Genomic DNA, 23,934 nt, shown 5'->3' with positions numbered 1-23,934 from the left:
TTTTACTCGATTCCGTGTCAGCGGAGATTTATTTACTCCCGCTCTCTATACGCACTTGATGCCCCGTATCGAAGTCTCGGAAAACCTGTACCGGCAGATCGAGAGCGAAGCCAACAACGACGACTTCAACGACACGCTGTGGAAGATGGTGGGCTCCTATCGGCGGACGAACAACCCGGAAGCGGACCAGACGTAAACGCACGTATCGCAGTCGTCGACGCCCCGTAGCGAGACAGTTCCGAATGGCCAGTTATCTCCGATAGCCGCTGTATCCGTGGTCGATTTGACGCCGGTGTCCCGTCACTGTGAGCGGCAATCACTACCGTCAGTACGTACGTTTTTACCGTTTGAGCCGCTGCATACTGGTAATGAGGCCACGGATCGCCCTACTGAACGCGGCCCACGACGGCGATGACAACCGCCGGAACTTCCGGCGGGAACTCGACGCCGACCTCGTGGAATACGACGTGACCGAACGCGAACTGCCCGACACCTTCGCGTTCGACGGCTGTCTGGTCACGGGCAGCCGCGCGTCCGTCTACTGGGACGAGCCCTGGATACGGGACCTCGAATCCTGGGTGACCGACGCGGTCGACCGCGACATCGCGTTCCTGGGCGTCTGTTTCGGCCACCAACTGCTGGCGCACGCGCTCGGCGGGACCGTCGAGGCGATGGACGAGTACGAGATCGGCTACCGAACCGTCGAACACGACGGCGAGAACGAACTGCTCACCGGCGTCGACGAGTCGTTTACCGTCTTCACGACGCATTCGGACCGTGTCGCCGAGGTGCCGCCGGGTTCGACCACGTTCGCCGAGAACGACTACGGCGTCCACGGGTTCCGGAAGGGGAACGTCTTCTCGGTGCAGTTCCACCCCGAGTACGACCCCAGGACGGCCGAGACGGTGACGAAAGGCAAGGACGAGCAACTCTCCGACGAGCGCATCAAGGCGGTGCTGGACGGCGTCACGGAGGAGAACTACCGCGCCGCCTGCGAGGCCAAGCGACTGTTCGACAACTTCACCGAGTTCGCCGCGCGTCAGACTGGTGACGCGACCGGCACCGCCGCTGCTTCCGATGACTAAGCCGTCGAAGTACCTTCTGACGGTCAGGTGAACCGGCCGGTCTCGGCGTCACATTCCTCACAGCGTGTCACCAGCGCGTCCCGGTCGTCCGTCATCTCGACGTAGTTGTGCGTGCGACCGCCACACTCCTCGCAGTGCCGAAGCATGTCCGTGTCGCCCATCTCCTGTGGCGCGCCGAGCGCAAGCGCAACGACGCGCTCGTCGCCCTCGTTGTGGCCGCGTTGCCACTCACCGGGGGCAAAGCGGATGGCCTCGCCGGCTCCGACGCGCACGTCGCCGTCCTCCGTTTCGAACGTCGCTGTGCCCGATTGAACGACAAACACCTCCTCCTGGTCCGGGTGTCGGTGGTAGCCGAAGCCGAAGGACTCGCCCGGTGCCAGTTCGTAGTAGTTCAGCGCGATGGCGTCGGTGCCGAGCGGCCCGGCGAGCGCCCGCTTGACTGACGCCGGCCCCATTCGCGACTCGACGGCGTCGAGACTGACTTTCTCCATAGTTGCCATGTACAGCGGACAGTCCTTAACCGTTAGTCAGGGTGAGTCACATCGGTGCCACTGGGGCACGCCACGGCAGAAGCAGCAAAACGGAGCGTCGGTCACTCGCGTCGGTCGATGTCGAGTTCTTCGTCGAGGTCTTCGAGCCAGTCGGCGTCTTCCAGTTCCGCCATCTGTTCACGGAAATGCGTCTTGCAGACACCGACCTTGATGCCGTCGCTCTCGACGGCGATGTCGGCTTCACGGTCGCAGTAGTGACACTGCATACCTGAATAGTAGCCCCGGACGACATTGAACCCTCGGGTTCCGTCTGCCGGTTGTCAGACGCTGAGCGCTGTTTCTACCTTGCCCCAGGCGGCGGCGTCCAGACCGGTGTCACCCAGCGTCTCGCCGTGAGCGTCGCTGCCGCCCGTCGGCACGAGGTCGTATCGCTCGATAGCGTCGTCGACGAGGCTGTCGTCGACCGTACGGCCATAGGGGTACCACCGTTCGACGGCATCGAGCGACGCACACTTGGACAGCGCGGCCGCCGTATCGGGGTATCGAAACGGATGGGCGAGGCCGACCAGCCCGCACGCGTCCGAGAGGACTGCACAGCCGCGCTCGAAGGACGGGACCTCCCGGGCGACGTAACAGGGACAGTCGTCGCCAATTAGCTCGTCGAATGCGGACTGGAAGGTGTGATCCGACACCTCGGCGATCCCGTGGGCGATGTGGGGGCGACCCAGGCCGTCACGCGGTTCGACGGGGAGCGAGACGCCCAACCGGTCCTCGACACACTCGATGATGCGCGCGCCGCGCTCGCGGCGGTTCCGCTGGATGCGCTCACACTCGGCCCGGAGTTCGTCGGTCGGGTCGACGCCGTAGCCCAGCAGGTCCAGTCGCTGGGTCCCGGTTTCGACGCGGAGTTCGATACCGTGGAGCAGCGTCACACCGTCCCGTTCGGTGACGGGCCCGTCGAGTGCAGGCTGGAGTCGGTCGTGGTCCGTGACGGCGACGACCTCAACACCCGCTCGTCTCGCAGCGGCCGGGACCTCGTCGACGGAGAGCGTCCCGTCGGAGCGGGTCGTGTGTACGTGCAAGTCAGCGACAACCATACTTCTCCCACATTCCCCAGCAGCAAGCCGCTTCTGGTCAAATCGTGTGCCATGGGTACACGAAACGCGGGTTCCTTATACGCATTAAGGGATATTATGATTATCTATAGTGAAGGTTTATTAGGAACCATGAACTTTCGGTAGACATGCGAATGCTAAGCAACGCAACGGACGCCTTCCAATCGTACGACTACCCGGTTTCCGCCGAAGAAATCATCGAGGCCGACGGTGACATGGAACTCGAACTGCCAAACGGCACCGAACGCCTGGGCGACGCGCTCAGCCGGTCGGCCCCGGAAACCTTCGAGAGCGCGGAAGACGCTGAATTCGCGGCGTTCTCGGGCGTGTCGAGCAAGGCCATCGGCCGGAAGGGCTACTCCGACCGCGACCCGATCTGCATGGGCGAAGACGGGCCGGACCAAGTCTCTTTCTAACGGCCCAGAACGGCCTGCGGTCCCAGCTCTAGACGGGTTTCCCGTCTCCATCGTTTTACACAGGCGAGCAGCAGCGCTATCGAGAGTCAGTAAGTACGCACGTGTGGACTCTACCGGTCGAGAAAGTCCGGCTTATCGACGGCGTCAGTGCTGTCGATTGATTGCCTATCCAGCAGTTCCGAGGAGTCAAGAGCCGACGGCAGGCCGTCGCGGCCGCCGGTCGGCACGTCGTCTTCGTCGATGTACGTCTTCTCGCCGTTAATCAGGTCAGCCCAGAGGGCGTCCCGGTCGGCACTGGTCGTCTCTGCCGCTTCCTTCGCTTCGTTGCGTCCTTCGTCGTACGCGAGTTCGACCATGCTCTTGTGGTACGCCGAGTTCATCTCGGCGTAGATGGCTTCCAGTTCCTCGCGGTTGTACTCCCCGAGGCGCTCGGCGACACCGATGGCGTAGGCCCGGTCGGTGGCCTCGTCTTTGTCGAGAGTTTCCCAGTCGGTGCCGAACTCACGCTCGTAGCGGCTCATGTCTCCACTTTCCGATCAGCATGGACCTGCAGTCCGGCGTCAGAAAAGGTGATTTCGCGGATATCGCAGTCGATGGCGGTGCCACGCATCTTGATAACCTGAACGCCGCGGGTCATGCTCCCGTTCTCGAGGAAGTTGTGGAAGAAAACCACGCCGTGGGCGAGGTAGTGTTCGTCGCTGTAGGAGGACGGGTCAGTCATCTCGGAGATGAGCAACGTCGTCGCGTCCGTCTGTTTCAGCGCGGAGAGAAAGCCCGTAATCTCGTCTTCGACGTCGTTCATGAAGTGCTGCAACAGCATCGTCGAGTCGATGACGACCCGCTGGATGTCGTTCTGTCTAATGTAGGCGACGAGTCGGTTCGTCAGGCCACCCTCGCTACCGAACTGGGTGATTGTTCGCTTCCCGCTCTCGGTAACGAGGTTGAGGAACTGGATGGCATCTGACTGCATGGCTCGGTCGAACCCGAAATCGTAGCCGGCCATGTCCTGCATCAACTCCGTCTTGGTCTCGTGCATCGTCACGTACAGGCACGTCTCGCCCTCCTTGACGCCCTGTGTAATGAACTGTGAGCAGAAAGTAGTCTTCCCGCTGCCCGGCGGGCCGCTGACCACATAAAGACGATTCGGGAGTAGCCCCCCCTCAATGAGTTCGTCGAAGCCGGGGACCCCACTAGAGAGACGCATATCAGCTACCTGAGTCCGTCTGGACATATGCTTTCACCTTCTATTTTCACCGGTGATAACTCATTCGGCTGCGTCAGCGTTCGATAGCGCTGGGGTTGCTATCGGCCAGTTCGAGCAGTCGCTCCGTGCCAGCCTCGTCGAACCGCATCGGCCGCCGCCACCACGGCCCCTTCCCCGAGTCAGACGACAGTTCGGTGACCAGTTCGTTCGCGTCGGTGCCGCCGCTCGGTGCCGACAGCGGGACGACCGTGTCGTACAGTCGTGACTCGTCGGCGTTGCCGCGAATGAGAACGCGAGCGTCGAAGGGGTCGCGTTTCACGTGGGCGTTCGAGGCAAACTGGGCCTGTTCCTCGGACGGGAGGGTGCGGTACGCCTCGCCGGACACCGCGTCACGGGCGAGCCGGAAGTGACCGATGACGTGGGCACCCCATTCCGGCGACGCCCAGCCCGGGCGCTCGTCGGCCAGCGACAGCGTCGCATAGAAAAACAGGTAGTCACCGGTCGACAGTTCCGAGAGCGGCCCCGCCTTCACGCCGTGTTCGTCACCGTACGTGTAGCGTTCGCCGCCGGCCTCCGGGAACTCCGGGTCGAAGTGAACCGGGCGGTCGGCCACCGCAGAAACGTCGGTCTGGAGGTCGAGGTCGTCGTAGGTCGGCACGGGCTCGCTGGTCGGTTTCGACTCGGGAATGGGGATGTATTCGAAGGAGCCGTCGGAGAACAGTGGCCCGCGAAAGCCGGGCTCGTTCGTGTTGGCCCCGATGTTGATGGCGACGCTTCGCATACCAGAGGTTCGGTCGGTGCGGCAAAAGGACTGCCGGCGTGGCCGCACCGGCTACTGGCGGTCCGGCGGCGAGAGGTCCCGCTGGAACTCGTCGAACTGTTCTAGATTGTCGGGCAGGTCAACGGACAGTTGCCGCTCGGCACGGCGGTCGACGTTCGCCCCCTCGATTGGCTCCGCGACGGACTCCCAGCCGTCCTTGACAGTCAGGGATTTCGCCGGCGTGCCGGCAGCAACGTGATGGGCGGGGATGTCTTTCCCGGCGATGGACTTCGCCGCGAGGATGGCGTTTTCCCCGACCTTGACGCCGGCCCGAACCATCGAGTCGTAGGTCAGGCGCACGTCGTCTTCGATGATGGTGTGGTAGTTGTCGACGTGGGTCTGGTCGACGGCGTCGTGGTCGTGGCTGTAGACGTGGGTGTCATCGGAGATAGAGACGCGGTCGCCGATAGTGAGTCTCCCGCGGTCGTCCAGGTGGACGTCGTCGTGGACCACGACGTTGTCACCAACCTCGATGTTGTGGCCGTAGGTAAAGGAGATACCCTTGAAGAAGCGACAGCCCTCGCCACAGGAGTCAAAGAGGTGGTCGGCGAGCATCCGCCGGAACCGGAGCGCGAACTCGACGTTGTCCGCCATCGGCGTCGCGTCGAACTGCCGCCAGAGCCACTGGAGGTGCTTCGAGCGTTTGAACCGCTCCTCGTCTTTCTCGGCGTAGTACTCGCTTTCGAGGGTCGTGTTACAGGGGTCATAGCCCTGAAGCCGGACCCGCTCGGCCGGGGAGATATCCGCGCCGTCCTGCCAGCGCTCGTAGGCGTCCCGGTCGCCGTGGAGGTCGACCAACACGTCAGTGACAACATCGCAGGTGTCCTCGTCACCGGAAAGGCGCTCGTCGACCTCGTCGATGAACGCCCTGAGCCCCTCTTCAGCGAGCGGTGGCAGCGACACGTGACGCTTCGTCATGTCGAGTACGTGGCTTCGCGGGCAGATAGGGGTTTCCGTTACCTGAAACCTACCCAGTAACACCCGTGTCACGACACCGTATACCACGGAATTCGGCGAGCAAGCCACAGTTAAGACGCCGCCGTTCCAGACGACGACATGGTCAGGTCGGATTTCATCATGGAGATACGGCGCTACATCGTCAATCCCTCTGAGCGCCGGCTGCGAGCGCCGTGGCGGGTCACGCTGTGGGTGTTTCTCGCCGGATTCGGCCTCGTTCTGCTCTCAGGAGTGGTCGCAGTGGTGTCGTCCGTGGTGGGCGTGACGCCAGCGGTCGCAGTTGCGCGCCAGATTGCGCTCTTTGCGGCCGGAACCACCGTCGCTGTCGTACTCGGCTATCTGCTGGACCGACGGACGCTCTCTGACTACGGGTTAGGGTTCGACCGACAGTGGTGGCGCGACGCTGCGTTCGGCCTCGCGCTCGGGGCGGGGCTTCCCACGCTCGTCCTGCTTGTCGAGCTAGGCGCAGGGTTCGTGGAAGTCAGCGTCATCTTCGCTACCGTCGACAGCGGGCCGCTCCCACTGACCGCGTTCGGACCGCCGGTCGCTGTCCTCCTCTTGGGAGCGTTCTTCATCGTCCAGGCGACTGCAGAGGAAGTGCTCGTCCGTGGCTACCTGTTGACGAATGCGGCCGAGGGGCTCGCTGGCTGGGTCGGGAAGCGCCGCGCGGTCATCGCCGCGACGGCGCTGACCGGCGCGCTATTCGGCGTTCTCCACTGGACGAACCCCAGCGCGTCGCTGCTCAGCGTGACCAACATCACCCTCTACGGCCTCCTGCTCGGTGCGTGTTACGTCCTGACCGGGCGACTCGGGGTCGCCAGCGGCTTCCACGTCGCCTGGAACTACACGCTGGCACTGCTTGGCTTCCCCGTGAGCGGCCTCCGCATGGGTGTCTCCCTGCTCTCAACCGATGCGACCGGCCCGACGCTGGTGACCGGCGGCAACTTTGGCCCCGAAGGCGGCCTCATCGCGCTCCCGCTGCTTGGCGTCGGCGGAGCCGCGCTATACTGGTGGGTCCACCGCGAGTACGGCACGGTCGAACTGCTCGATGCTATCGCCACCCCCGAGCTCCGGATTCGGACGCGGTCCGACACCGCAAACCAAGACGGCTAAGTGGACAGCGCCGCTACAACGGGTATGGAATACGCGACACTCGGAAACTCCGGCGTCGAGGTCTCGGAAGTCGGATTCGGTGCCTGGGTCGTCGGCACGGACTGGTGGGGCGACCGCACCCGCGACGATGCTATCGACATGGTCCAGCACGCACTCGCGGAGGACGTGACGTTTTTCGACACCGGCGACGTGTACGGCCACGGCGACAGCGAGGAGATCATCGGCGAGGCGCTGGCGGAACACCGCGACGAGGTCACCGTCTCGACGAAGATCGGCTACGACTTCTACAACAACCCCCAGGCCGGCCACGGCGAACTCCCGAAGAAGGTCACGCCCGAGTGGGTTCACACCGCCGTCGACCGCTCTCTCGACCGCCTCGGCATGGACCACGTCGAACTTCTGATGCTCCACAACGCCAACGTCGACGAGGTCGACGAGGACGTGCTGGAGGCGCTGGACGAACTCCGCGAGGAAGGGAAAGTCGAGGCCATCGGCTGGGCGCTCGGCCCCTCTATTGGCTGGCTCGCCGAGGGCGACGCCGCGGTCGCAAACGAGTTCGATGCGCTCCAGACCGTCTTCAATCTCTTCGAGCAGACTCCCGGCCAGCATTTCATCGACACCATCCGCGAGCAGGACGCCGATACGTCGGTACTCGCTCGTGTCCCGCACTCCTCGGGCCTGCTGAACGAGCAGGTGACCCCCGAGACGGAACTCGGCAAGGGCGACCACCGTTCCCACCGGCCGAGCGAGTGGTACGAAACCGGCTGGGAGAAAGTCGAGGAAATCCGGTTCCTAGAACGTGACGGAGCACGGACGATGGGCCAGGCGGCCATCCAGTGGCTCCTCTACAACGACGAGGTGGCGTCAGTCACCCCGACGTTCCGGACGAACGCCGACATCGACGAGTGGGCCGGCGCGCCCGATACGCCGCCGCTCAGCGACGAGGAGTACGACCGCGTGCAGGAACTGTACCGGGACAACTTCGGTATCGACCGCGACGACGGGATGGACGCCCTGCGCTCGTCGGTCGGCGGTGCGGACCTCGAAGAGACCGGGATGAAATCTGCCGGGGACTGACGGCGAGGTGTCGGAGCGCCGACGCACAGGCCACGGCAGATCAGCGGGCGACTGATTTTCTCGCTGTCCACCGACTTTCGTACCGTCCAAACATGGCGGTTGGACTCTGACATCTCCAGTCGACAACTGACCCCTGGAGAACATCGACGACCAGACAGCTGTCTGTCGGTTCCCGGCTGTTACCCCTCTGTTTCGACAGGAGATGTACCGCCGTCTTGCGGTTGGGGTGGCGAAGTTTCACATTCACCACGGTGCGTCTGACGGCCGCAAGACGCGGGACGGAAGGCGGTTCGAGATGAAATGAAGGGGTTCGAGGCGCGGGAGCAGTCCACATGCCAGTTCGGGCGGACGCTGTTGCGGGTCTCGAAAACCGCCGGAGAAAAAGTCTGGAATCGTCGCGTCGGTAGTAGTCCTTAGGACTCGGGCTACTCGTTCAGCAGGCCGTCTTCTTCGACGCGCATGACGCCCTCGCCGTCTGGGAGGTTCGGCGCGTCGACGAGTTTGACGATGCGCTTGTTCCCCTTGGACTTGCGGAGGTACATTCGGAACGTGGAGGTGTGGCCGAGGATGTTGCCACCGATGGGCTGGGTCGGGTCGCCGAAGAAGGAGTCCGGGTTGGAGGCGACCTGGTTCGTGACGACGACGGCGGTGTTGTTGAGGTCGCCGACCCGCATCAGGTCGTGGAGGTGCTTGTTGAGCTTCTGCTGGCGGTCGGCGAGTTCGCCACGCCCGACGTACTCGGCGCGGAAGTGGGCGGTCAGCGAGTCGACGGCGAGCAGGCGGACGGGGAACTCGTCGTCCTGGCTCTCGCTGGCGATCTCCTGGGCCTTCTCGGCCAAGAGGATCTGGTGGTTGGAGTTGAACGCCTTCGCGACGTGGATCTTCTCCAGCACGGAGGCGACGAGGTCATCGAGCAGGTCCTCATCGGTGGGGTCTGCGTCGTCCCCCTCCTCGACGATGCCGTGGAGGACCATCGTGTCTGCCAGTACCTCGTCGGCGAGGCCCTTGACCATCTGTTCGATACGCTCCGGTCGGAACGTGTCCTCGGAGTCGACGAAGATGGCGCTGCCTTCCAGTCCGCCGTGTTCGGCCGGCAACTGGACGTTGACCGAGAGCTGGTGGGTTACCTGGGACTTGCCGGCCCCGAACTCGCCGTACACCTCGGTGATGGACTGGGTCTCGACGCCGCCGCCGAGCAGGTCGTCGACCTCGTCGACGCCCCAGGAGAGCTTCCCGATCTGCTCGCGGCGTTCGAGCACTGTTGAGCCGGTTTCGAAACCGCCGATATCAGCTGCTTCGCGGGCAGCCTGGATGATGTCTGCCGCCGACGATTCGCCGATGTCGGCCGTATTCGACAGTTCGCCGGGGGAGGCGACCGCAATCCCCTGGTATGAATCGTAGCCGTTGTCTTCGAGTTTCTCTGCTGTCGCCGGACCGACACCCGGCAGCTCTTCGAGGTCCTCACTTGCGGACATGGACGTGCCTTGTGCGTCCGGGGGTATAAAGCCTCGTTAACACCAGAGTGAAAGTGAAAGTGTGGGACGGCAGCGGTGTCGTTCGGGACGGAATCGGGAGTTTTAGATGGGAAAGGGGAAAGAGCGCGTCGTCCTACTCCCAGGGGTGGTAGCCGGGACGGTCGGGCCACAGCGGATACCAGTACTCCTTGTCGCCTTCCACGGTAATTTCGTCGCTGAGGTTGCTGTCCAGTTTGAACTCCGCGGACGTGTTGCGTTCGTGGCTGTCGTGAGGGTCCGGCGCGAACGGGTAGTACGCGCCCCGGCGGAACGAGTACACCCAGTAGACAGTCTGGTTCTCGCGCGCGTGCTCGAACGCGAACAGCGCTGCGAGCAGGCGCGACCCGTAGCGCCGCTCGACGAGCGTGTCCGCGGCGAAGTGAATCGACGTGAGCAGGTCCTCGAAGTCGTCGTCGTGCAACACGACCCACTGGTAGCCGTGGTCGTCGGTCTCGAAGGTCGCCCGCGTGCCCGTCTCGACCATCCCGGCGTCGAGAATAGATTCGACCTCGTCGACGGCGTCCTGGAAGTCCGTGCTGTCGACGTCGGCGAAACACAGTGCCGCCTCGCCGGTCGGCTCGTACCCCAGGTCGGCCTCCATCGTGACGTAGGCGGTACTCATCCCGAACAGGTCGTCGGGGTCGGCGTCGCGTGTCGCGTCGGCCTCGGCTTTCACCCCGAGGACGCTCTTGAGTCCGTCGAGCAATCCCATATGCGAGCCTCTACGGGCCGGGGACCAAGGTGGTTTGTGTCTCTGGCGGGAGGAGTCGGATTCAGGAACAGGTAGTAGAACAGCCAGAAAACCCCGCCCTGTAGCTGATTGAGCAGCCGAAACGGTGGGACTGAAAGGGGCGAGACGCTGGGCGTACGAGACGACGTAAGCACTGGAGCGAATGGAATGAGCGAAGCGCGCAGCGAGTGTGCGGCGCTCCGCGCCGCGACTACTCGAACGGCGAGCGAAGCGAGCCGTGAGAGTTACAGGAGCCCAGCGTCTCGGGGCTTTCTGGCTCTATGCAGTAGCTACTGCGAGACGGCACACTCCGTCATACCTGACAGTCAGAAAACTAGCTATTTCTAGCGGCCTTCGAGTTCGCGTTCGAGGTCCTGCAGGCGGTCGATACGTTTCTCCGTCGACGGGTGGGTACTGGCCAGGCGGCCGATCCAGCCGACGTCGATGGGGATGATGAAGAAGGCGTTCATCTCCGCCTGGTCGCGCATGTCCTCCTTCGGAACTTTGTCCATTTGGCCGTCGATCTTCATCAGCGCGTTGGCGAGGGCGGCGGGCTTGCCGGTAATCATCGCGCCGCCGCGGTCGGCGGCGTACTCGCGGTAGCGGCTGAGCGTCCGGATCAGGAGGAACGAGATGACCCAGACGACCAGCGAGATGAGGATGGCGACGATGACCGGTACCTGCTGGCCGCCACGTTCGCGGCCGCCGCTGAACAGCCAGCCCCACCGGACGATGAGGAAGGCAATCGTCGAGAGGAACGACGCGATGGTCATCACCATCACGTCGCGGTTCTTGATGTGGGCCAGCTCGTGGGCCAGCACGCCCTCCAGTTCGTCCTGATCGAGCGTGTCCATGATGCCCGTCGTCACGCAGACGGCCGAACTGTCTTTCGACCGGCCGGTGGCGAAGGCGTTGGGCACCCGAGAGTCGGCGACGGCGACCTTCGGCTTCGGGAGGTCGGCCTGCTGAGCCAGGCGGTCGACAGTCCGGTGGAGTTCGGGGTACTCTTCCGGTTCGACCGTCCGGGCTCCCATCGAATACAAGGCGAGCTTGTCGCTGAAGAAGAACTGCGCACCGAGGAACAGTCCCATGACGACCACGATAAGCGCGAGGTTCTCGAAAGCCACAACGAGCACTCCGAGGAAGACGATGTACAGCGCGAACAGCAGGAACATCGTCAGGGCCATTCGGCCTCGGAGCCCCCAGTCTGTTTGCCACTCCATGCCCAGTGATAGACGGTCGACACTCTAAAACCTCGCTATCGTGGGAAAGTGCCACACGTCGGGGCCAGAGGACCGTCAGCGGGGCAACTGTCCACACACATTTACTCTCAGGGCAACAACTGGATGCATGAGCGACACAGTCGTCGTCACTGGCGGGCTCGGGCGTTCGGGGCGCTGGATCTGTGACCACCTCGCCGGCGAGTACCACGTCGTCTGCGTGGACCTGGACCACCCAGGCTGGGAGGTCCCGACGCGGGAGCACATCGATTTCAAAGCCGTCGACGTGACTGAGGGCGTCGAGGTCCGTGACCTGTTCAGCGAGGTCGAGCCGGACGCCGTCGTCCACTGGGCCGCGTTGCCGGCGCCGGAGCGCCACGCGGGCACGCGAGTGTTCGACACCAACGTTTCCGCGACGTACAACGTCGTCGACGCGGCGGGTCGGGCCGGCGCGGACGTCGTCTGGGCGTCCTCGGAGAGCGCCTACGGACTGGCCTTCGCCGAGGAGACGCCGCTCCCGGCGTATCTCCCGATAGACGAGGCACATCCGACTGCGCCGGAGGACCCGTACGGCACGTCGAAGGTCGCCGGCGAAGAAGTAGCGAAGATGGTCGTCCGGCGTGACGGCGTCAACGTGGCATCAATCCGCCCGTCGTGGATTCAGTACCCCGGCGAGTACAACTGCCGGGACGTGGCCACGGGCGACCTCGCCGACGGTGCGGGCAACTGCTGGTCGTATGTCGACGTTCGCGACGTGGCGACAGCAGTTGCGGCGGCGCTCGATGCCGACATCGGCGGTCACGAAGCGTTCAACGTCGCCGCCGCCGAGAACTACGTCGGCCGGCCGACGGCTGACCTCGTGGAAGAGCAGTGGGGGGAGCTTCCCGCAGAGTGTGAACTGGACGACGACCAGTCGGCGCTCTCAACTGCGAAAGCGCAGGGCCTGTTGGACTGGGAGCCGGAATACGACTGGCGTGAGGCCGTCGACGCCGACATTGCAGCGCCGACCCTCACGGGTGAGTGAGCGCTTGGGAGCAGTGCTGGACCTGCCGACGGCGTCCTGCCGCGGCGGCGGAACACACGGCTTAAACAGTTCAGTACAGTAAGGCCGGTAATGAGCCGGTCGGGAGAGTTCTGTCCACGCTGCGGTGACGAAATACCGGAGGGCACCGACGAGCGCCCGGAGCTGGCTGGAGCCGGCGGCCAGCGCAACTCCGAGCACGTCCTCTGTGACGCCTGCTACTTCGAGGAGTTCGACTTGGTGGACGCCCCCGACACCATCCAGGTTCGGGTCTGTTCGCGGTGCGGCGCGGTCCACAAGGGAAACCGCTGGGTCGACATCGGCGCGGAGGACTACACCGATATCGCCGTCGAGCAGGTCAGCGAGGCGCTCGGTATCCACGTCGACGCCCAGTCAGTTGCCTGGCAGGTCGCCCCCGAACAACTCGACAAGAACAACATCCGGATGCACGCGGAGTTCTCCGGCGTCATCCGCGGAACGCCAGTCACCGAGGAAGTGACCGTCCCCGTCCGCATCTCCCGGCAGACGTGCAAGCGCTGCGGGAAGATCGCCGGCGGGTCATTCGCCAGCATCGTTCAGGTGCGGGCCGACGGGCGCGACCCGACCGACGACGAGCGCGAGCGGGCCGAAGAAATCGCAGAAGAGTACATCGCCGCCCGTGAAGCGACCGGCGACCGCAACGCCTTCATCACCGAGACGAAGTCCGTCGACGACGGGCTGGACATGAAGATCTCGACCAACCAGATGGGGCTGGGCATCGCCAAGCGCATCACCGCCCAGCTTGGGGGCTCCTACTCCGGTTCGCGGCGTCTCATCTCCGAGGACGAGGACGGCCAGGAGCTGTACCGGATGACCTACGCCGTCCGCCTGCCCCGCTACCGACAGGGCGAGGTCATCGACCCGGAGGACGGCGACGGGCCGGTGCTGGTCCGTTCGGTGCAGGGGAACCTCAAGGGCGTCCGCCTGACGACGGGCGAAGACTACGAGGCCAGTTTCGAAGAGGGCGAAACGCCCGACGCCCGCCGCCTGGGGTTCCGCGAGGACGCCCAGACGACCACTCTCGTCGCCGTCGAGGACGACAACGCCGTCCAGGTGTTAGACCCCGAAACCTTCGAGAGCAAGACCGTCCCGCGGCCGGACTACCTCGACACCGACACCGACACCGACGAAGTTCCGGTGCTGAAGAGCCACGCCGGGTTGCACATTCTCCCGGCCGAGGGAGACAACACGGATACCGATGAGTGAGGACGGAGCCAGACGCGAGTCGAGCGAGACGGACGACCAGCAGCTAGCCGCTGTCGTCGCCAAGCCTCGCTCGCAAGTCGCTATCGAATCTTTGCGGGCCGAGGGCGTCTACGACGATACCAGAAGCATCACCGAGTGGACCGCGGACAGCGTCGCGGTTCCGGTGACGGCTCCGCCACAGGAGACGCAGTTCCGGGAGGTCGTCCGGCAGGTCGGCGAGCGCCGTCTCCGAACGCTCGATGACCACCTCCGGGAGCGCGGCTGGAGCGACGAGGAGATCGCTGCCGCGCCGAGTTCCTGGGCCGTCCTCGGCTCCGTCGTGCTGGTCGACATCGGCGACAGCCCTCGGCCGGCGGAAGTCGGCGAGGCGCTGCTGGCGCTCCACGGCGAGGCCGAAACGGTGCTGGCCCGTCACGGCATCTCCGGCGAGCACCGCGAACCCAGCGTCGAAGTCATCGCCGGCGACGGCGACACTGAGACGGTCCACACCGAACACGGCACGCGCTACGCGATGGACCTCGCCGAGGTTATGTTCTCGCCCGGCAACAAGGCCGAGCGGGCGCGGATGGGCGACATCGTCGCGGCAGACGAGCGGGTGCTGGACATGTTCGCCGGCATCGGCTACTTCACGCTCCCGATGGCCCGTGCCGGCGCGCAGGTCACCGCCGTCGAGCGCAATCCCACGGCGTTTCGCTTTCTGGTCGAGAACGTCATGCTGAACGATGTGGACGAGCGGGTCCACCCCTACCGGGCCGACTGCCGGGATGTCGTTCCGGGCTTCGCCGAGGAGGCACGCGCCGACCGAATCGTGATGGGATACTACGAGGCCTCCGCGCCGCGCGCGGAGGACAGTCGGGCTCCGCCCGACGCTTCCCACGAGTACCTCGACAGCGCGCTCGACGCGCTCACGCCCGGCGGCGTCCTCCACATGCACGAGGCCACGCCGGACGCGCTCGTGTTCGACCGTCCCATCGAGCGACTGGAGGCGGCCGCCACCGAGGCCGGCCGGGACGTCGAGATTCTGGATACCCAACGCGTCAAGGAGTACAGCGAGGGCGTCGCCCACGTTGTCGTCGACGCTCGGGTGCAGTAGGGCGTCTTTACGCACGCAATCCAGACAAGTGAGAACAGGTAGCATGCCCCGGGCAGACGGTCGTAACGCCTAATTAGGCGAGTAGTCAAGGGAACGGCATGGACAGACAGCAGATTATCGCCATCATTCTCGTCGGTCTGATGGTCGGGTCGTCGGTGGTCTACGGGTTAGCCTTCGCCTTCTTCTAGTCCCACACGTCCGACAGCGGGTGGTTGCCGTCCCCGGACCGCGAGCGCGAGCGGTCGTGCCGGCGTTTGGTCCCCGAACTGAGCGCAGAAAGCGCCTGGTCCGGTGCGAACCGTGGCAGGTCGGGCGCTGAGAGGCGGTCGACCTGCGCACGGAACCAGTCGGGCATATCGTGCTCGGCGCGCTCAAACAGGTCCAGGAGCGACGTGTCCGCGAGGTAGGTCGCGCCATAGTCGTCGGGCGCGCGGACGACGCGGCCACAGGCCTGGATGACCGTCCGCAGTGCCGTCCGGTAGTACCAGCCCCACTGGTCGTCTTCGAGCCGTCGGGCGACGCGGGAGTCGCGGGTGTTTGGATAGGGGGCCTTGCACAGCACCTGCCAGCGACAGAGATCGCCCTCCAAGTCGAGGGCCTCCTCCATCTTCACCGAGAGGAACACGTCGGGGTTGTCGCTGCGCTTCCAGGCGGACAGCGCCCCGTCTCGGCCGTCTTTATCGTGGGTGCGGACGCGAGCGCCGACGCCGAAGTCGTCGAGAAGGTCCTTCAGTTGCTCCTGAATAGCGTAGGAATGGCAGTGAATGAGCCCCTTCTCGTCCGTGTGCTGTGCCATGATGCGAACGACGGTCCGGGCGATGTCGGGCAGCGTGTCGTCGCGGTGCTCGTAGGTCATCTTCCCCTGGGCCACGTCGTACAGCGGCCGGTTCTCGACGGGGAAGGTGTGGCCGACCTCGACGAGCGCGACGTTACTGGGATCCAGACCGACGTTCGCACAGAACGCCTCCTTGTTGAGGATGGTCGCCGACAGCAGAGCGAAGCGGTTGCCCCGGTCCCAGACGGTGTGTTTGAGGTAGCGCTCGGGGTTCATCGGCTTGATCGTCACCGGGGCGTTCTCGCCGTCGGCCTGGTCGACGACCCAGGTGGTCGCGCTCTCGGTGTCGGTGTAGTCCTCGCGGAACCACCCGAGGTCCTGTCGGAGCGTGTTCAGCGAGTCACGTTCGGCCACCTCGTCGCCGGTGAGTTCCGCCTTGTTCCGCAGTTCCTTCACCCGGCGCTCGGCGAGGTGTTCGACCCGTTCAGTGAAGGAGACGGCCTCGTCCAGGCCGTCGATGTCCGGCACGTCGATGTCGTTCCACATCGGGATGGACTGCGGCGAGAGGTCGATGGTGGCGTACATCTCCGCCCACTCGCCCAGGCCGTGGGCCTCGTCGATAACGACCACGTCGCGCTTGCCGAACACGTCGCTGCCGGCGGTCTGCATGAAATAGGCCAGTGTCATCGCGGCGATGCGGCGGTTCGAGGCGATGGCGCGGTCCGAGAAGTACGGACAGCGGTGTTTGACCTGGCAGTCGAACTTCCGTTCGCGCACGCACGGGGCCTGGTTCACCGGCGTGTCCGTCTCGCCGGGGAGGATGCAGTCGTAGTTGTTCTTCCCGCGGATGACACAGAGGTCCTCGAGCAGAGCGTCCTCGGCCACGTCGTCCAGCTGGGAGACCTGCGGTGTCGTGTAGTAGGCGTCGACGACCTGTTCCGGGGCGGCCTCACCCGCGGTCCGGGCACAGCCGGCGATAGCCCGAGCGAGCAGGGACTTCCCGCTCCCAGTCGGCGCGCGAACGAGGACCACGTCCTTGCCGCTCTCAAAGGCCGCACGGATGTCAGCGAGGGCCTGCTTCTGGTTGCCCCGGTAGGACGGGGCCGGGAACTCGTCGGTAATCCGCGCGGGGTACACGCGAGAAAGCAACGGACGAGGCGGCCTAAACCTTTCTTGTCGTTGGATGAGCGTCGGCGGCTAGCCGAGATGACGGGGGTGTGTCGTGTTCACAGGCACACGGTCGTGGTACTGATACTCTCGGAACTCTTATACATATACCCCCTGTACGTATATTTGCAATGGCAAACGGTAAGGTTGATTTCTTCAACGACACAGGCGGTTACGGTTTCATCTCGACTGAGGACGCGGACGATGACGTTTTCTTCCACATGGAAGACGTTGGCGGCCCTGACCTCGAAGAAGGCGAGGAGATCGAATTCGACATCGAACAGGCCGACAAGGGCCCCCGCGCGACGAACGTCGTCCGCAACTAAGGCAGATTTCCGGTCGCCTTTGGGCGACCACATCTGACACTTGTTCTTATCTGAAGTCACTCGACGAACAGCGCGTACAGCACGGCACAGAGCCCTGCGACGGTCACGAGACCCCTGACGAGCAACACAATGCCAGCCCCAGCGCCCGCCCAGACAGCGATGGTGGCAGTGGCGTAGACGCCGGCGGTCAGCGACCCGATTCCGACGGCGAGCCACCACATCTTCGGCGCATCGTTGCGCCGGTAGCCCCGGTAGGCCAGCGACGCGACGAACAGTCCGACGACGGCCGTCAGGGCTCGCGAGAGTTCCGCGACGGCGTCCGGCGCGAGCAGGTCGAACGGGACCGTCACGACGACTCACCCCCGTAGACGGTCCACAGGATCGTTCCGAGCCCGAGCAGTTCGCAGGCGCTCACGAGGAGCGAGCGCCCGACGACACCGACGCCGGTGGCCGTGGGGAGCGCGATGCGGAGGATCTCCGGTACAGTCGTGAGCAGGAGAAGCCCGACGGCGAGCGTCAGCATGCCCGTCCGACCCGGCCCGCGACGATAGCCGCGGACGAGGACGACGGCGATGGCGGCCGAGAGCAAGACGGAGAGTATCGACAGCGCGACGACGGCCAGCGCAATTTCCGGATCGGTCCCACCCGTGCGTATCTGCAGTAGCGTCGCGAACATCTCAGGACAGCCCCTCGAACAGGTCGGTGAATCGGTCCGCCGGGTCCGACGAGGACCGCGTGACAGCCACGTCGTACGACCCGTCGGCGAACGTGACGGTCACGTCCTCGACGGTCGCGACATAGCGCTTGTAGTGGTGTCCGTCGGGGTCGACGGCCTGCCGTTCGGCGACGAGGTCGGCGGCTTCCAGTCGGTCGAGGCGGCGGTACGCCGTCGGGTCGGACATCTCGCAGGCCGTACAGAGTTCGGAGACGGACATCGGTCCGGTGGTGAGTTCGGCGATGATGGCCCGCGCGTACTCGTCTTCGAGCAGCGCGAGCAGTTCATCGTCGCCGACCGCGTCCATGCTCGCTGAAAGCGAGCGAGACGCAATAAAATCGGTCCACTGGCTTCCGAATCAGAAGCAGTGCCCGCGGTGATACGTCGGTCCCGGCCGGTCGTCCGGACATGCCACCGAAGTCACCGGAGCAAAGAGACAGCCGGACGACCCCGAGCGTCGTCGAGCGGACTGTCTCTCGCCTCGTCTGGCCGATCTGGAACAGCGCGGACGGCAGGCTCAGAGCGCCACTGCGTGCGGTTCTCCCGGCGGTACTGTCGTTTCTCGCCCTCGCGGCGCTACAGAGCGTCGTTCGGGCCCGATTCACGCACCCCATCCGAGAACCGCTCGAAGCGGCCGGGATCGGGGCAGTCCTCGTCGCCACGGTGTTCGTCAGCGCGCGGGTCCTCGACCGCCGACCTGTCGGCGAGTACGGCCTGTCGCTCGACCGTCACTGGTGGCGGTCATTCGCCGTCGGCGGGGCGATAGCGACCGTGATCAATGCCGGCGCGCTCGCCGTCGCAGTCGGCGTGGGCTGGGCCACTGTCGTCGGCGTCGCGGAGGGAGCCGGCGATCTCCCGTTTCTGCCGGCGATGGCCGTCGTCTTCACCTACGTCGCCCTCGCGTCGGCGTGGGAGGAGATCGTCTTCCGCGGGGCGATGCTGAAGAACCTCGCCGAAGGGGCCGACGGGCCCGTCCCGCGGTGGGCCGCGGTCGGCGTGGCGGTGCTCGCGAGTTCGCTCGTCTTCGCCTTCCTGCACGGCGGGAAGGTCGACCACCCGAGCCAGTACGGCTATTACCTGCTCGCCGGACTGGTCCTGAGCGGCGCGTACGTCCTCACCGGCGACCTCGCCCTCCCGATCGGCTTTCACGCCTGGTACAATTTCACCCAGAGCGCGGTGTTCGGTCTCGGCCACTCACAACGGACGCCCGAGCTAATCGCAGTCGATATCGTCGGCCCCGCACGCTGGGTGGGCGAAGAAGGGATCGTCTACTCGCTCTTCGTGGTCGTCGGCGGCCTCCTGCTACTGACGTTTCTCCGCTGGCGCGACGGCCGCCTTGGAATCGACGAGCGCGTGACGCGGTGGACGCCCGGATTCGAACGGGAGACGTGACGACTTAGAGGGCGGCCACGTCCGCCGCCGTCACCTCGCGGTCGTCGGGAAGCTGGTCGATGCAGTCGTAACAGAGGAAGTGTTCGGTGTCGTCGCCGAGTTCGAGGACGATTCCCTCGGTCGGTCTGGACTCCTGCGACCAGATGTTGGCGATGCCGCCGGCTATCGAAACGTTCGTATCGCACCCGTCGCAGGCTCTAGAGGCCATTAGCGAGTTTTTATGCGCTGTATACACTTCAAGGTAGCTGGCCCCTTCGAACAGTTCAGTACAGTTAACTCTCGACATACTTTTGTCGTCCGATGGCCACCGTCCAGATAATGCAAATACTGGTCACAGGGGGTGCCGGGTTCATCGGCGGCCACCTGGCACAGCGGTTCGCCGCCGACAGCCACGATGTGGTCGTATTGGACAACCGCGACCCGTTCTACGATCTGGATATCAAGCAACACAACATCGAAGCTGGACAGGCGGCCGCCCGGAACAGCGACGGGAGCTACGAGTTCATCGAGGGCGACGTGCGTGACGCGGAGCTAGTGACGGACCTCGTCGCCGACGCCGACTACGTCTACCACCAGGCCGCCCAGGCCGGCGTCCGCCCGAGCGTCCAGAACCCCCGCAAATACGACGAGGTCAACGTCGACGGCACGCTGAACCTCCTCGACGCCTGCCGCGACGAGGGCATCGAGCGGTTCGTGATGGCGTCCTCCTCCTCCGTTTATGGCAAGCCAGAGTACCTGCCCTACGACGAGCAACACCCCACGACGCCCGTCTCACCCTACGGCGCGTCGAAGCTCGCCGCCGAGCGCTACGCCTGCGCCTACAGCGAGGTGTACGACCTGCCCGCCGTCGCGTTGCGATATTTCACCGTCTACGGCCCGCGGATGCGCCCGAACATGGCCATCTCGAATTTCGTCTCCCGGTGTCACAACGGCGAGCCGCCGGTCATCTACGGCGACGGCACGCAGACGCGCGATTTCACCTACATCGAAGACGTCATCGACGCAAACATGACGCTGCTTCACGAGGACGCCGCCGACGGCAAGGCCGTGAACATCGGCTCGACGGACAACATCGAGATCAAGACGCTCGCGACGGAGATCCGGGACCAGATCGACCCGGATCTCGACCTGGTCTACGAGGAACGCCACGACGCCGACGCCGAACACACCCACGCCGCGACCGACCGCGCCGAGGAACTGCTCGGCTACGACCCGGACCACACCATCCGGGAGGGCGTCGCGAAGTTCATCGACTGGTACCGCGACAACCGCGACTGGTACGAGCCGCTCGTTCGACAGTCCTGACGGGCGACACGAACAGGCCACGGTTTTAACCCCGTCCCGTCCTGCAGGAAGGGTATGCACGTCCTCGTGACCGGTGCGACGGGGTTCGTCGGGGGCCACCTCGCCCCGGCGCTCCTCGCGGCCGGCCACAGCGTCCGCGCGCTCGTTCGCGACCCGAGCGAGTACGCCCCGCCCGACGGCGTCGACGTGGCGACAGGCGACCTGCTCGACGCGGGCAGTTTCGACGCCGCCCTCGCCGGAATCGACGTCGCGTACTACCTCATCCATTCGATGCGTGCCGGGACCGACTACGCCGAGCGGGACCGGCGCGCTGCGCGGAACTTCCGTCGGGCGGCCGACGCGGCCGGCGTCGACCGAGTCGTCTACCTCGGCGGCCTCGGCGAGGACGACGAGACGCTGTCCGAGCACCTCCGGTCGCGCCGCGAAGTCGAGTTCCTCCTCAAGGAGGGCGAGTACGACCTGACGACGTTCCGGGCGGCCATCATCATCGGCGCGGGCTCAGCGAGCTTTCGGATGATACGCGAACTGACGACGCGGCTACCAGTGCTGGTGACGCCGCGTTGGGTGCGCACGGACTGCCACCCAATCGCTATCGACGACGTCATCGCGTACCTGGTCGACGTGCTCGACACGCCGGAGACGGCCGGCGAGACCTACGAGATTGGCGGCCCGGAGGTGTTGACCTACGCGGAGATACTGCGGCGGACAGGGCGAATCATGGGCACGGGCGAGCCGAAAATCGTGCCGATACCGGTGCTGACGCCGAAGCTGTCTGCGTACTGGGTCGGTCTACTGACCGACGTGCCATCGAGCGTCGCCCGGCCGCTCATCCACGGGCTGAAGACGCCAGTGGTCGCGGACACCGAGGCCGCTCAGGCACAGTTCGCCGTCGACCTGACGCCGTTCGCGGACGCGGTCAGGCTGGCCCTCAGTGAACCGCGGAGTCGCGAAACGGCGCAGGCGGCCGCGGCCACGGGTGGTGCAGGCAGATGAGCGGGGATAGCGCCCGTCCGGAATACGGCGAAACGTGGGTGTACGAGAGCATCATCGGCGCGCTGCCGGGGATTCGGCTACCGACGTGGGCAGCGATGGCGATACAGCTCCTCATCTTCGAGGTCGCCATCGTCGCTCTGTCGTGGTACTACGAGGTCTGGAGCGCCGCAATCGCCGGAACGGTCGTCGTGTTCGTCGCCACCATCGGAAGCGCCGAGATGCTCCGAATCAGCACGCTTATCCGCCGTATCGACGTTCCACCGACCTACCGCGCGCTGCTGTTCGCCTCGAACGTCGAGGTCGTGCTGTCCGTCCTCGCGTACGTGGCGTTGCTCACCCACCTGTTCGTCTTCGACCCGCAGGTCAGCTCGACGCCACTTCTGGGCCAACTGTTCGGGTCGGAGCCGCCGGTACTGGTGGTGTATCTGACCCTACTCATCCTCTGGGACGTGAGCTACCGTATCGGTACGGGCTGGTGGGCCAGCGTCACGGGTCTGTGGCGATCAGCGCGCTACCGGTTCGACCCCGAGACGGCGCGGGTGTTCATCCGGGCCGACCTGGAGATCTGGGGCTTTGGCGTCCTCCAGCTCGTGCTCGTTCCGTTCGTGCTTGACCAGCCGGTACTGCTCGCGGCGCTGGTCGGCCATGTGATAGCCGTCACAGCCGTGACGGCCGCCTCTGTCGGGCTATTGCGCTACCGGTCGAGAACGGCCGCCGTCAGTCAGAGTTGATCTGCTTGAACTGGTCGAGCAGCTCTTTTGTCGACTCGTCACCGTCGTAGTCAACACTCCCGTGGTACGTGCTCCGGTCGTCGTCTTCCGACAGGTCGACCTCGCTGTTCTTGCGTTCACGGCGTTCGTGTTCGTCGTCGTCGTACGCTCCCATCGACATAGGTTACCACGGTGAAACTTGGCTGGTAGTGACTATCAATGTAACGGTGGTCCCAGAAACCGTACCACACGACCTACAGAGTGTGCGAGCAGTCCGAACCGGGGTGTCTCGATAGGGCGGAACGCCCAAGACCACTGACCGTCTACACGGCCCTGTGGCTGGTCCCTTACGTCTGCGACGGTCGAACGAGCGATGGAGCGAGAAGCGGGTCCGGACAGACCTGCTGACACCGCTGCAGAACACCTTCGGTGCGACGATGAACGGTCCGTGGTTCGCCCCGCCGGAGGGGTGGGCCGCGCGCCGACTGGAGATGGACAACGGCGATCTGGCGCTGTTTTGCTGGAACGGCCAGCGCGCGTACTGGGTCGGGAACACCGAGACCCCGGAGACGCTGTGGCGAACGGAGAAGTACACGTTCGACGAGGTGCCCGACGAGATTAGCGAGTGGGTCCAGCGTGAGCTGTTCGCCCAGTTAGAGGTGGAGGACCCGTGGCTCACCGAGTACGAGACGCTGGCGCACTTCTTCCTGCCCGTGTTTCTCTCGAAGGACGGCCGGGAGTCGACACGGACGTTCTTCCGGGACCACGCCAGCGGCTTCCCGGACGCCGACCGGGCGGACGGGCTGGCGTTTTACGACGACTTCCTCGCGACTGGCGAACTCGACGACTACCGCTACACGATGGCGAGCAAACTCGGGACCAGCGAGGGCTTTGACCTCTCGCGGATGCGAGCGACGATGGGCGAGTTCAACGTCGCCAAACTGCTCGTCGACGCGGGCAACGACATCAGACCCGAGGTCGAACTGAACTCGGGCCACTCCGTCGATTTCCGAGTCGAGGACACGCTCGTGGAGGTCACCCGCCCACGGCCGCCGTCCCGACGGCAGGTCAACACCGGTATCGCCGCGGTCAAAGCATCGGGTGACGCGAAGACTCGCGACCAGCTAGCGGCCCACCCCGGAGCCGTCCTCGTCGTCGACTGCAGTTCCTTCCCGGACGACGACTGGCGGCGGGTCTACGGCGAACAGCCCGATGTCGGCTACTCGCCGACCATCGTCTTCCGCGCCCGGCCGGACGGCAGCATGGAAGGGTACGCCTACGGCTCGGTTCCGTTCCCGCTCCCGTTGTAGTCAGTTCGCAACTGACGGTAGGTCGCGTTATCTTCCCCGAAATTCGGGGCGTAACATATAACGCGCCGGACGGGCAACACTGAGAGAGATAGCCGTGGTGGACGACACAGAGCAATCGGGGACCAGCGGCGCGGGTCAGT

At 64.9% G+C, this 23,934-nt stretch carries 30 protein-coding genes; 14 read left to right on the top strand and 16 right to left on the bottom strand.

Annotated elements, in window-relative coordinates; all coding sequences use genetic code 11:
• The first annotated feature begins 58 nt into the window (after positions 1-58).
• Both SG26_RS21580 and SG26_RS08850 read left to right on the top strand, forming a co-directional pair.
• A complete protein-coding gene (locus SG26_RS21580) occupies positions 59-196 on the top strand; it encodes a hypothetical protein (RefSeq protein ID WP_004516449.1) in 138 nt (45 codons plus the stop codon).
• A gap of 172 nt (positions 197-368) precedes the next feature.
• The gene (locus SG26_RS08850) at positions 369-1,085 is read left to right on the top strand and encodes a type 1 glutamine amidotransferase (RefSeq protein ID WP_050037388.1); all 717 of its coding nucleotides are present in this window, start codon (positions 369-371) and stop codon (positions 1,083-1,085) included.
• A 23-nt stretch (positions 1,086-1,108) separates the two neighbouring features.
• On the opposite strand, the gene SG26_RS08845 is transcribed toward SG26_RS08850, so the two are convergent.
• From SG26_RS08845 to SG26_RS08840, 3 genes are all read right to left on the bottom strand, one after another.
• Positions 1,109-1,576: a cupin domain-containing protein gene (locus SG26_RS08845; protein WP_050037387.1), complete on the bottom strand. Its 468-nt coding sequence runs from the start codon at positions 1,574-1,576 to the stop codon at positions 1,109-1,111.
• Positions 1,577-1,677: 101 nt separating this feature from the next.
• Entirely contained in the window at positions 1,678-1,842 is a 165-nt protein-coding gene (locus SG26_RS21575) for a DUF6757 family protein (RefSeq protein ID WP_014039200.1), read from the bottom strand.
• A gap of 54 nt (positions 1,843-1,896) precedes the next feature.
• On the bottom strand, positions 1,897-2,673 hold the full coding sequence (locus tag SG26_RS08840; protein ID WP_050037386.1) for a PHP domain-containing protein: 777 nt from the start codon (positions 2,671-2,673) through the stop codon (positions 1,897-1,899).
• A gap of 146 nt (positions 2,674-2,819) precedes the next feature.
• Between SG26_RS08840 and SG26_RS08835 the strand changes: the two genes are divergently transcribed.
• On the top strand, positions 2,820-3,107 hold the full coding sequence (locus tag SG26_RS08835) for a DUF2795 domain-containing protein (RefSeq protein ID WP_079980817.1): 288 nt from the start codon (positions 2,820-2,822) through the stop codon (positions 3,105-3,107).
• A 110-nt stretch (positions 3,108-3,217) separates the two neighbouring features.
• Here the strand turns inward: SG26_RS08835 and SG26_RS08830 are convergent, their stop codons facing one another.
• The 4 genes from SG26_RS08830 to SG26_RS08815 form a co-directional block, all read right to left on the bottom strand.
• Positions 3,218-3,628 (bottom strand): hypothetical protein, encoded by a 411-nt coding sequence (locus tag SG26_RS08830; protein ID WP_050037385.1) that lies wholly within the window; start codon positions 3,626-3,628, stop codon positions 3,218-3,220.
• Entirely contained in the window at positions 3,625-4,311 is a 687-nt protein-coding gene (locus SG26_RS08825) for an ATPase domain-containing protein (RefSeq protein WP_050037384.1), read from the bottom strand. The genes SG26_RS08830 and SG26_RS08825 overlap by 4 nt, the downstream gene beginning before the upstream one ends.
• A 73-nt stretch (positions 4,312-4,384) precedes the next feature.
• Positions 4,385-5,092, bottom strand: a complete 708-nt coding sequence (locus SG26_RS08820) for a hypothetical protein (RefSeq protein WP_050037383.1) — start codon at positions 5,090-5,092, stop codon at positions 4,385-4,387.
• A gap of 51 nt (positions 5,093-5,143) precedes the next feature.
• Complete coding sequence (locus SG26_RS08815) at positions 5,144-6,049, bottom strand: acyltransferase (protein ID WP_050037382.1); 906 nt, start codon at positions 6,047-6,049, stop codon at positions 5,144-5,146.
• Between the two features lie 138 nt (positions 6,050-6,187).
• Between SG26_RS08815 and SG26_RS08810 the strand changes: the two genes are divergently transcribed.
• Both SG26_RS08810 and SG26_RS08805 read left to right on the top strand, forming a co-directional pair.
• Positions 6,188-7,201: a CPBP family intramembrane glutamic endopeptidase gene (locus SG26_RS08810; protein ID WP_014039193.1), complete on the top strand. Its 1,014-nt coding sequence runs from the start codon at positions 6,188-6,190 to the stop codon at positions 7,199-7,201.
• A gap of 24 nt (positions 7,202-7,225) precedes the next feature.
• Positions 7,226-8,278 carry an aldo/keto reductase gene (locus tag SG26_RS08805; RefSeq protein WP_050037381.1) on the top strand — a complete coding sequence of 351 codons (1,053 nt, stop codon included), beginning with the start codon at positions 7,226-7,228 and terminating at the stop codon, positions 8,276-8,278.
• 425 nt (positions 8,279-8,703) lie between these two features.
• On the opposite strand, the gene radA is transcribed toward SG26_RS08805, so the two are convergent.
• The 3 genes from radA to htpX form a co-directional block, all read right to left on the bottom strand.
• Positions 8,704-9,753, bottom strand: coding sequence for a DNA repair and recombination protein RadA (gene radA, locus SG26_RS08800; protein WP_050037380.1), 1,050 nt, complete (start codon positions 9,751-9,753; stop codon positions 8,704-8,706).
• A gap of 133 nt (positions 9,754-9,886) precedes the next feature.
• On the bottom strand, positions 9,887-10,504 hold the full coding sequence (locus SG26_RS08795; protein ID WP_014039190.1) for a hypothetical protein: 618 nt from the start codon (positions 10,502-10,504) through the stop codon (positions 9,887-9,889).
• 362 nt (positions 10,505-10,866) lie between these two features.
• On the bottom strand, positions 10,867-11,745 hold the full coding sequence (htpX, locus tag SG26_RS08790) for a zinc metalloprotease HtpX (protein WP_050037379.1): 879 nt from the start codon (positions 11,743-11,745) through the stop codon (positions 10,867-10,869).
• 127 nt (positions 11,746-11,872) lie between these two features.
• On the opposite strand from htpX, the gene SG26_RS08785 reads away from it, so the two are divergent.
• The 3 genes from SG26_RS08785 (at position 11,873) to SG26_RS08775 (ending at position 15,101) form a co-directional block, all read left to right on the top strand.
• A complete protein-coding gene (locus SG26_RS08785) occupies positions 11,873-12,766 on the top strand; it encodes an NAD(P)-dependent oxidoreductase (RefSeq protein ID WP_050037378.1) in 894 nt (297 codons plus the stop codon).
• Positions 12,767-12,856: 90 nt separating this feature from the next.
• Positions 12,857-14,008 (top strand): 60S ribosomal export protein NMD3, encoded by a 1,152-nt coding sequence (locus SG26_RS08780; RefSeq protein ID WP_050037377.1) that lies wholly within the window; start codon positions 12,857-12,859, stop codon positions 14,006-14,008.
• Entirely contained in the window at positions 14,001-15,101 is a 1,101-nt protein-coding gene (locus tag SG26_RS08775) for a class I SAM-dependent methyltransferase family protein (protein WP_050037376.1), read from the top strand. The genes SG26_RS08780 and SG26_RS08775 overlap by 8 nt, the downstream gene beginning before the upstream one ends.
• 184 nt (positions 15,102-15,285) lie before the next feature.
• Here SG26_RS08775 and SG26_RS08770 read toward each other — a convergent pair whose 3' ends face one another.
• Positions 15,286-17,013 carry an ATP-dependent DNA helicase gene (locus tag SG26_RS08770; RefSeq protein ID WP_050037375.1) on the bottom strand — a complete coding sequence of 576 codons (1,728 nt, stop codon included), beginning with the start codon at positions 17,011-17,013 and terminating at the stop codon, positions 15,286-15,288.
• A 161-nt stretch (positions 17,014-17,174) separates the two neighbouring features.
• On the opposite strand from SG26_RS08770, the gene SG26_RS08765 reads away from it, so the two are divergent.
• The gene (locus tag SG26_RS08765; protein ID WP_004516469.1) at positions 17,175-17,369 is read left to right on the top strand and encodes a cold-shock protein; all 195 of its coding nucleotides are present in this window, start codon (positions 17,175-17,177) and stop codon (positions 17,367-17,369) included.
• A 56-nt stretch (positions 17,370-17,425) separates the two neighbouring features.
• Here SG26_RS08765 and SG26_RS08760 read toward each other — a convergent pair whose 3' ends face one another.
• From SG26_RS08760 to SG26_RS08750, 3 genes are read right to left on the bottom strand one after another with little or no spacing between them, the layout of a single operon-like run.
• Positions 17,426-17,719 carry a hypothetical protein gene (locus tag SG26_RS08760; protein WP_050037374.1) on the bottom strand — a complete coding sequence of 98 codons (294 nt, stop codon included), beginning with the start codon at positions 17,717-17,719 and terminating at the stop codon, positions 17,426-17,428.
• Positions 17,716-18,045 (bottom strand): hypothetical protein, encoded by a 330-nt coding sequence (locus SG26_RS08755; protein ID WP_050037373.1) that lies wholly within the window; start codon positions 18,043-18,045, stop codon positions 17,716-17,718. Before SG26_RS08755 ends, SG26_RS08760 begins: the two co-directional genes overlap by 4 nt.
• Before the next feature lies 1 nt (position 18,046).
• Positions 18,047-18,391: a winged helix-turn-helix domain-containing protein gene (locus SG26_RS08750; RefSeq protein ID WP_050007576.1), complete on the bottom strand. Its 345-nt coding sequence runs from the start codon at positions 18,389-18,391 to the stop codon at positions 18,047-18,049.
• Positions 18,392-18,492: 101 nt separating this feature from the next.
• On the opposite strand from SG26_RS08750, the gene SG26_RS08745 reads away from it, so the two are divergent.
• Positions 18,493-19,476, top strand: coding sequence for a CPBP family intramembrane glutamic endopeptidase (locus SG26_RS08745; RefSeq protein WP_014039181.1), 984 nt, complete (start codon positions 18,493-18,495; stop codon positions 19,474-19,476).
• A gap of 4 nt (positions 19,477-19,480) precedes the next feature.
• Here SG26_RS08745 and SG26_RS08740 read toward each other — a convergent pair whose 3' ends face one another.
• Positions 19,481-19,684 carry a hypothetical protein gene (locus SG26_RS08740; protein ID WP_008306949.1) on the bottom strand — a complete coding sequence of 68 codons (204 nt, stop codon included), beginning with the start codon at positions 19,682-19,684 and terminating at the stop codon, positions 19,481-19,483.
• A 110-nt stretch (positions 19,685-19,794) separates the two neighbouring features.
• On the opposite strand from SG26_RS08740, the gene SG26_RS08735 reads away from it, so the two are divergent.
• From SG26_RS08735 to SG26_RS08725, 3 genes are read left to right on the top strand one after another with little or no spacing between them, the layout of a single operon-like run.
• Positions 19,795-20,781 (top strand): SDR family oxidoreductase, encoded by a 987-nt coding sequence (locus SG26_RS08735; protein WP_044951575.1) that lies wholly within the window; start codon positions 19,795-19,797, stop codon positions 20,779-20,781.
• 54 nt (positions 20,782-20,835) lie between these two features.
• Positions 20,836-21,774, top strand: coding sequence for an NAD(P)H-binding protein (locus SG26_RS08730; RefSeq protein WP_050037372.1), 939 nt, complete (start codon positions 20,836-20,838; stop codon positions 21,772-21,774).
• On the top strand, positions 21,771-22,505 hold the full coding sequence (locus SG26_RS08725; protein ID WP_014039177.1) for a hypothetical protein: 735 nt from the start codon (positions 21,771-21,773) through the stop codon (positions 22,503-22,505). The genes SG26_RS08730 and SG26_RS08725 overlap by 4 nt, the downstream gene beginning before the upstream one ends.
• Here the strand turns inward: SG26_RS08725 and SG26_RS21570 are convergent.
• Positions 22,492-22,665: a DUF5786 family protein gene (locus tag SG26_RS21570; RefSeq protein WP_175055150.1), complete on the bottom strand. Its 174-nt coding sequence runs from the start codon at positions 22,663-22,665 to the stop codon at positions 22,492-22,494. The two genes, SG26_RS08725 and SG26_RS21570, sit on opposite strands and share 14 nt — an antisense overlap.
• A 154-nt stretch (positions 22,666-22,819) precedes the next feature.
• Between SG26_RS21570 and SG26_RS08720 the strand changes: the two genes are divergently transcribed.
• Positions 22,820-23,794, top strand: coding sequence for a DUF5784 family protein (locus tag SG26_RS08720; protein WP_050037371.1), 975 nt, complete (start codon positions 22,820-22,822; stop codon positions 23,792-23,794).
• Positions 23,795-23,934 lie beyond the last annotated feature (140 nt).

The organism is Haloarcula sp. CBA1115 (assembly GCF_000827835.1).
GTDB classification, from domain to species: Archaea; Halobacteriota; Halobacteria; order Halobacteriales; family Haloarculaceae; genus Haloarcula; species Haloarcula hispanica.
This window is presented reverse-complemented; position numbering and strand designations above follow the sequence as displayed.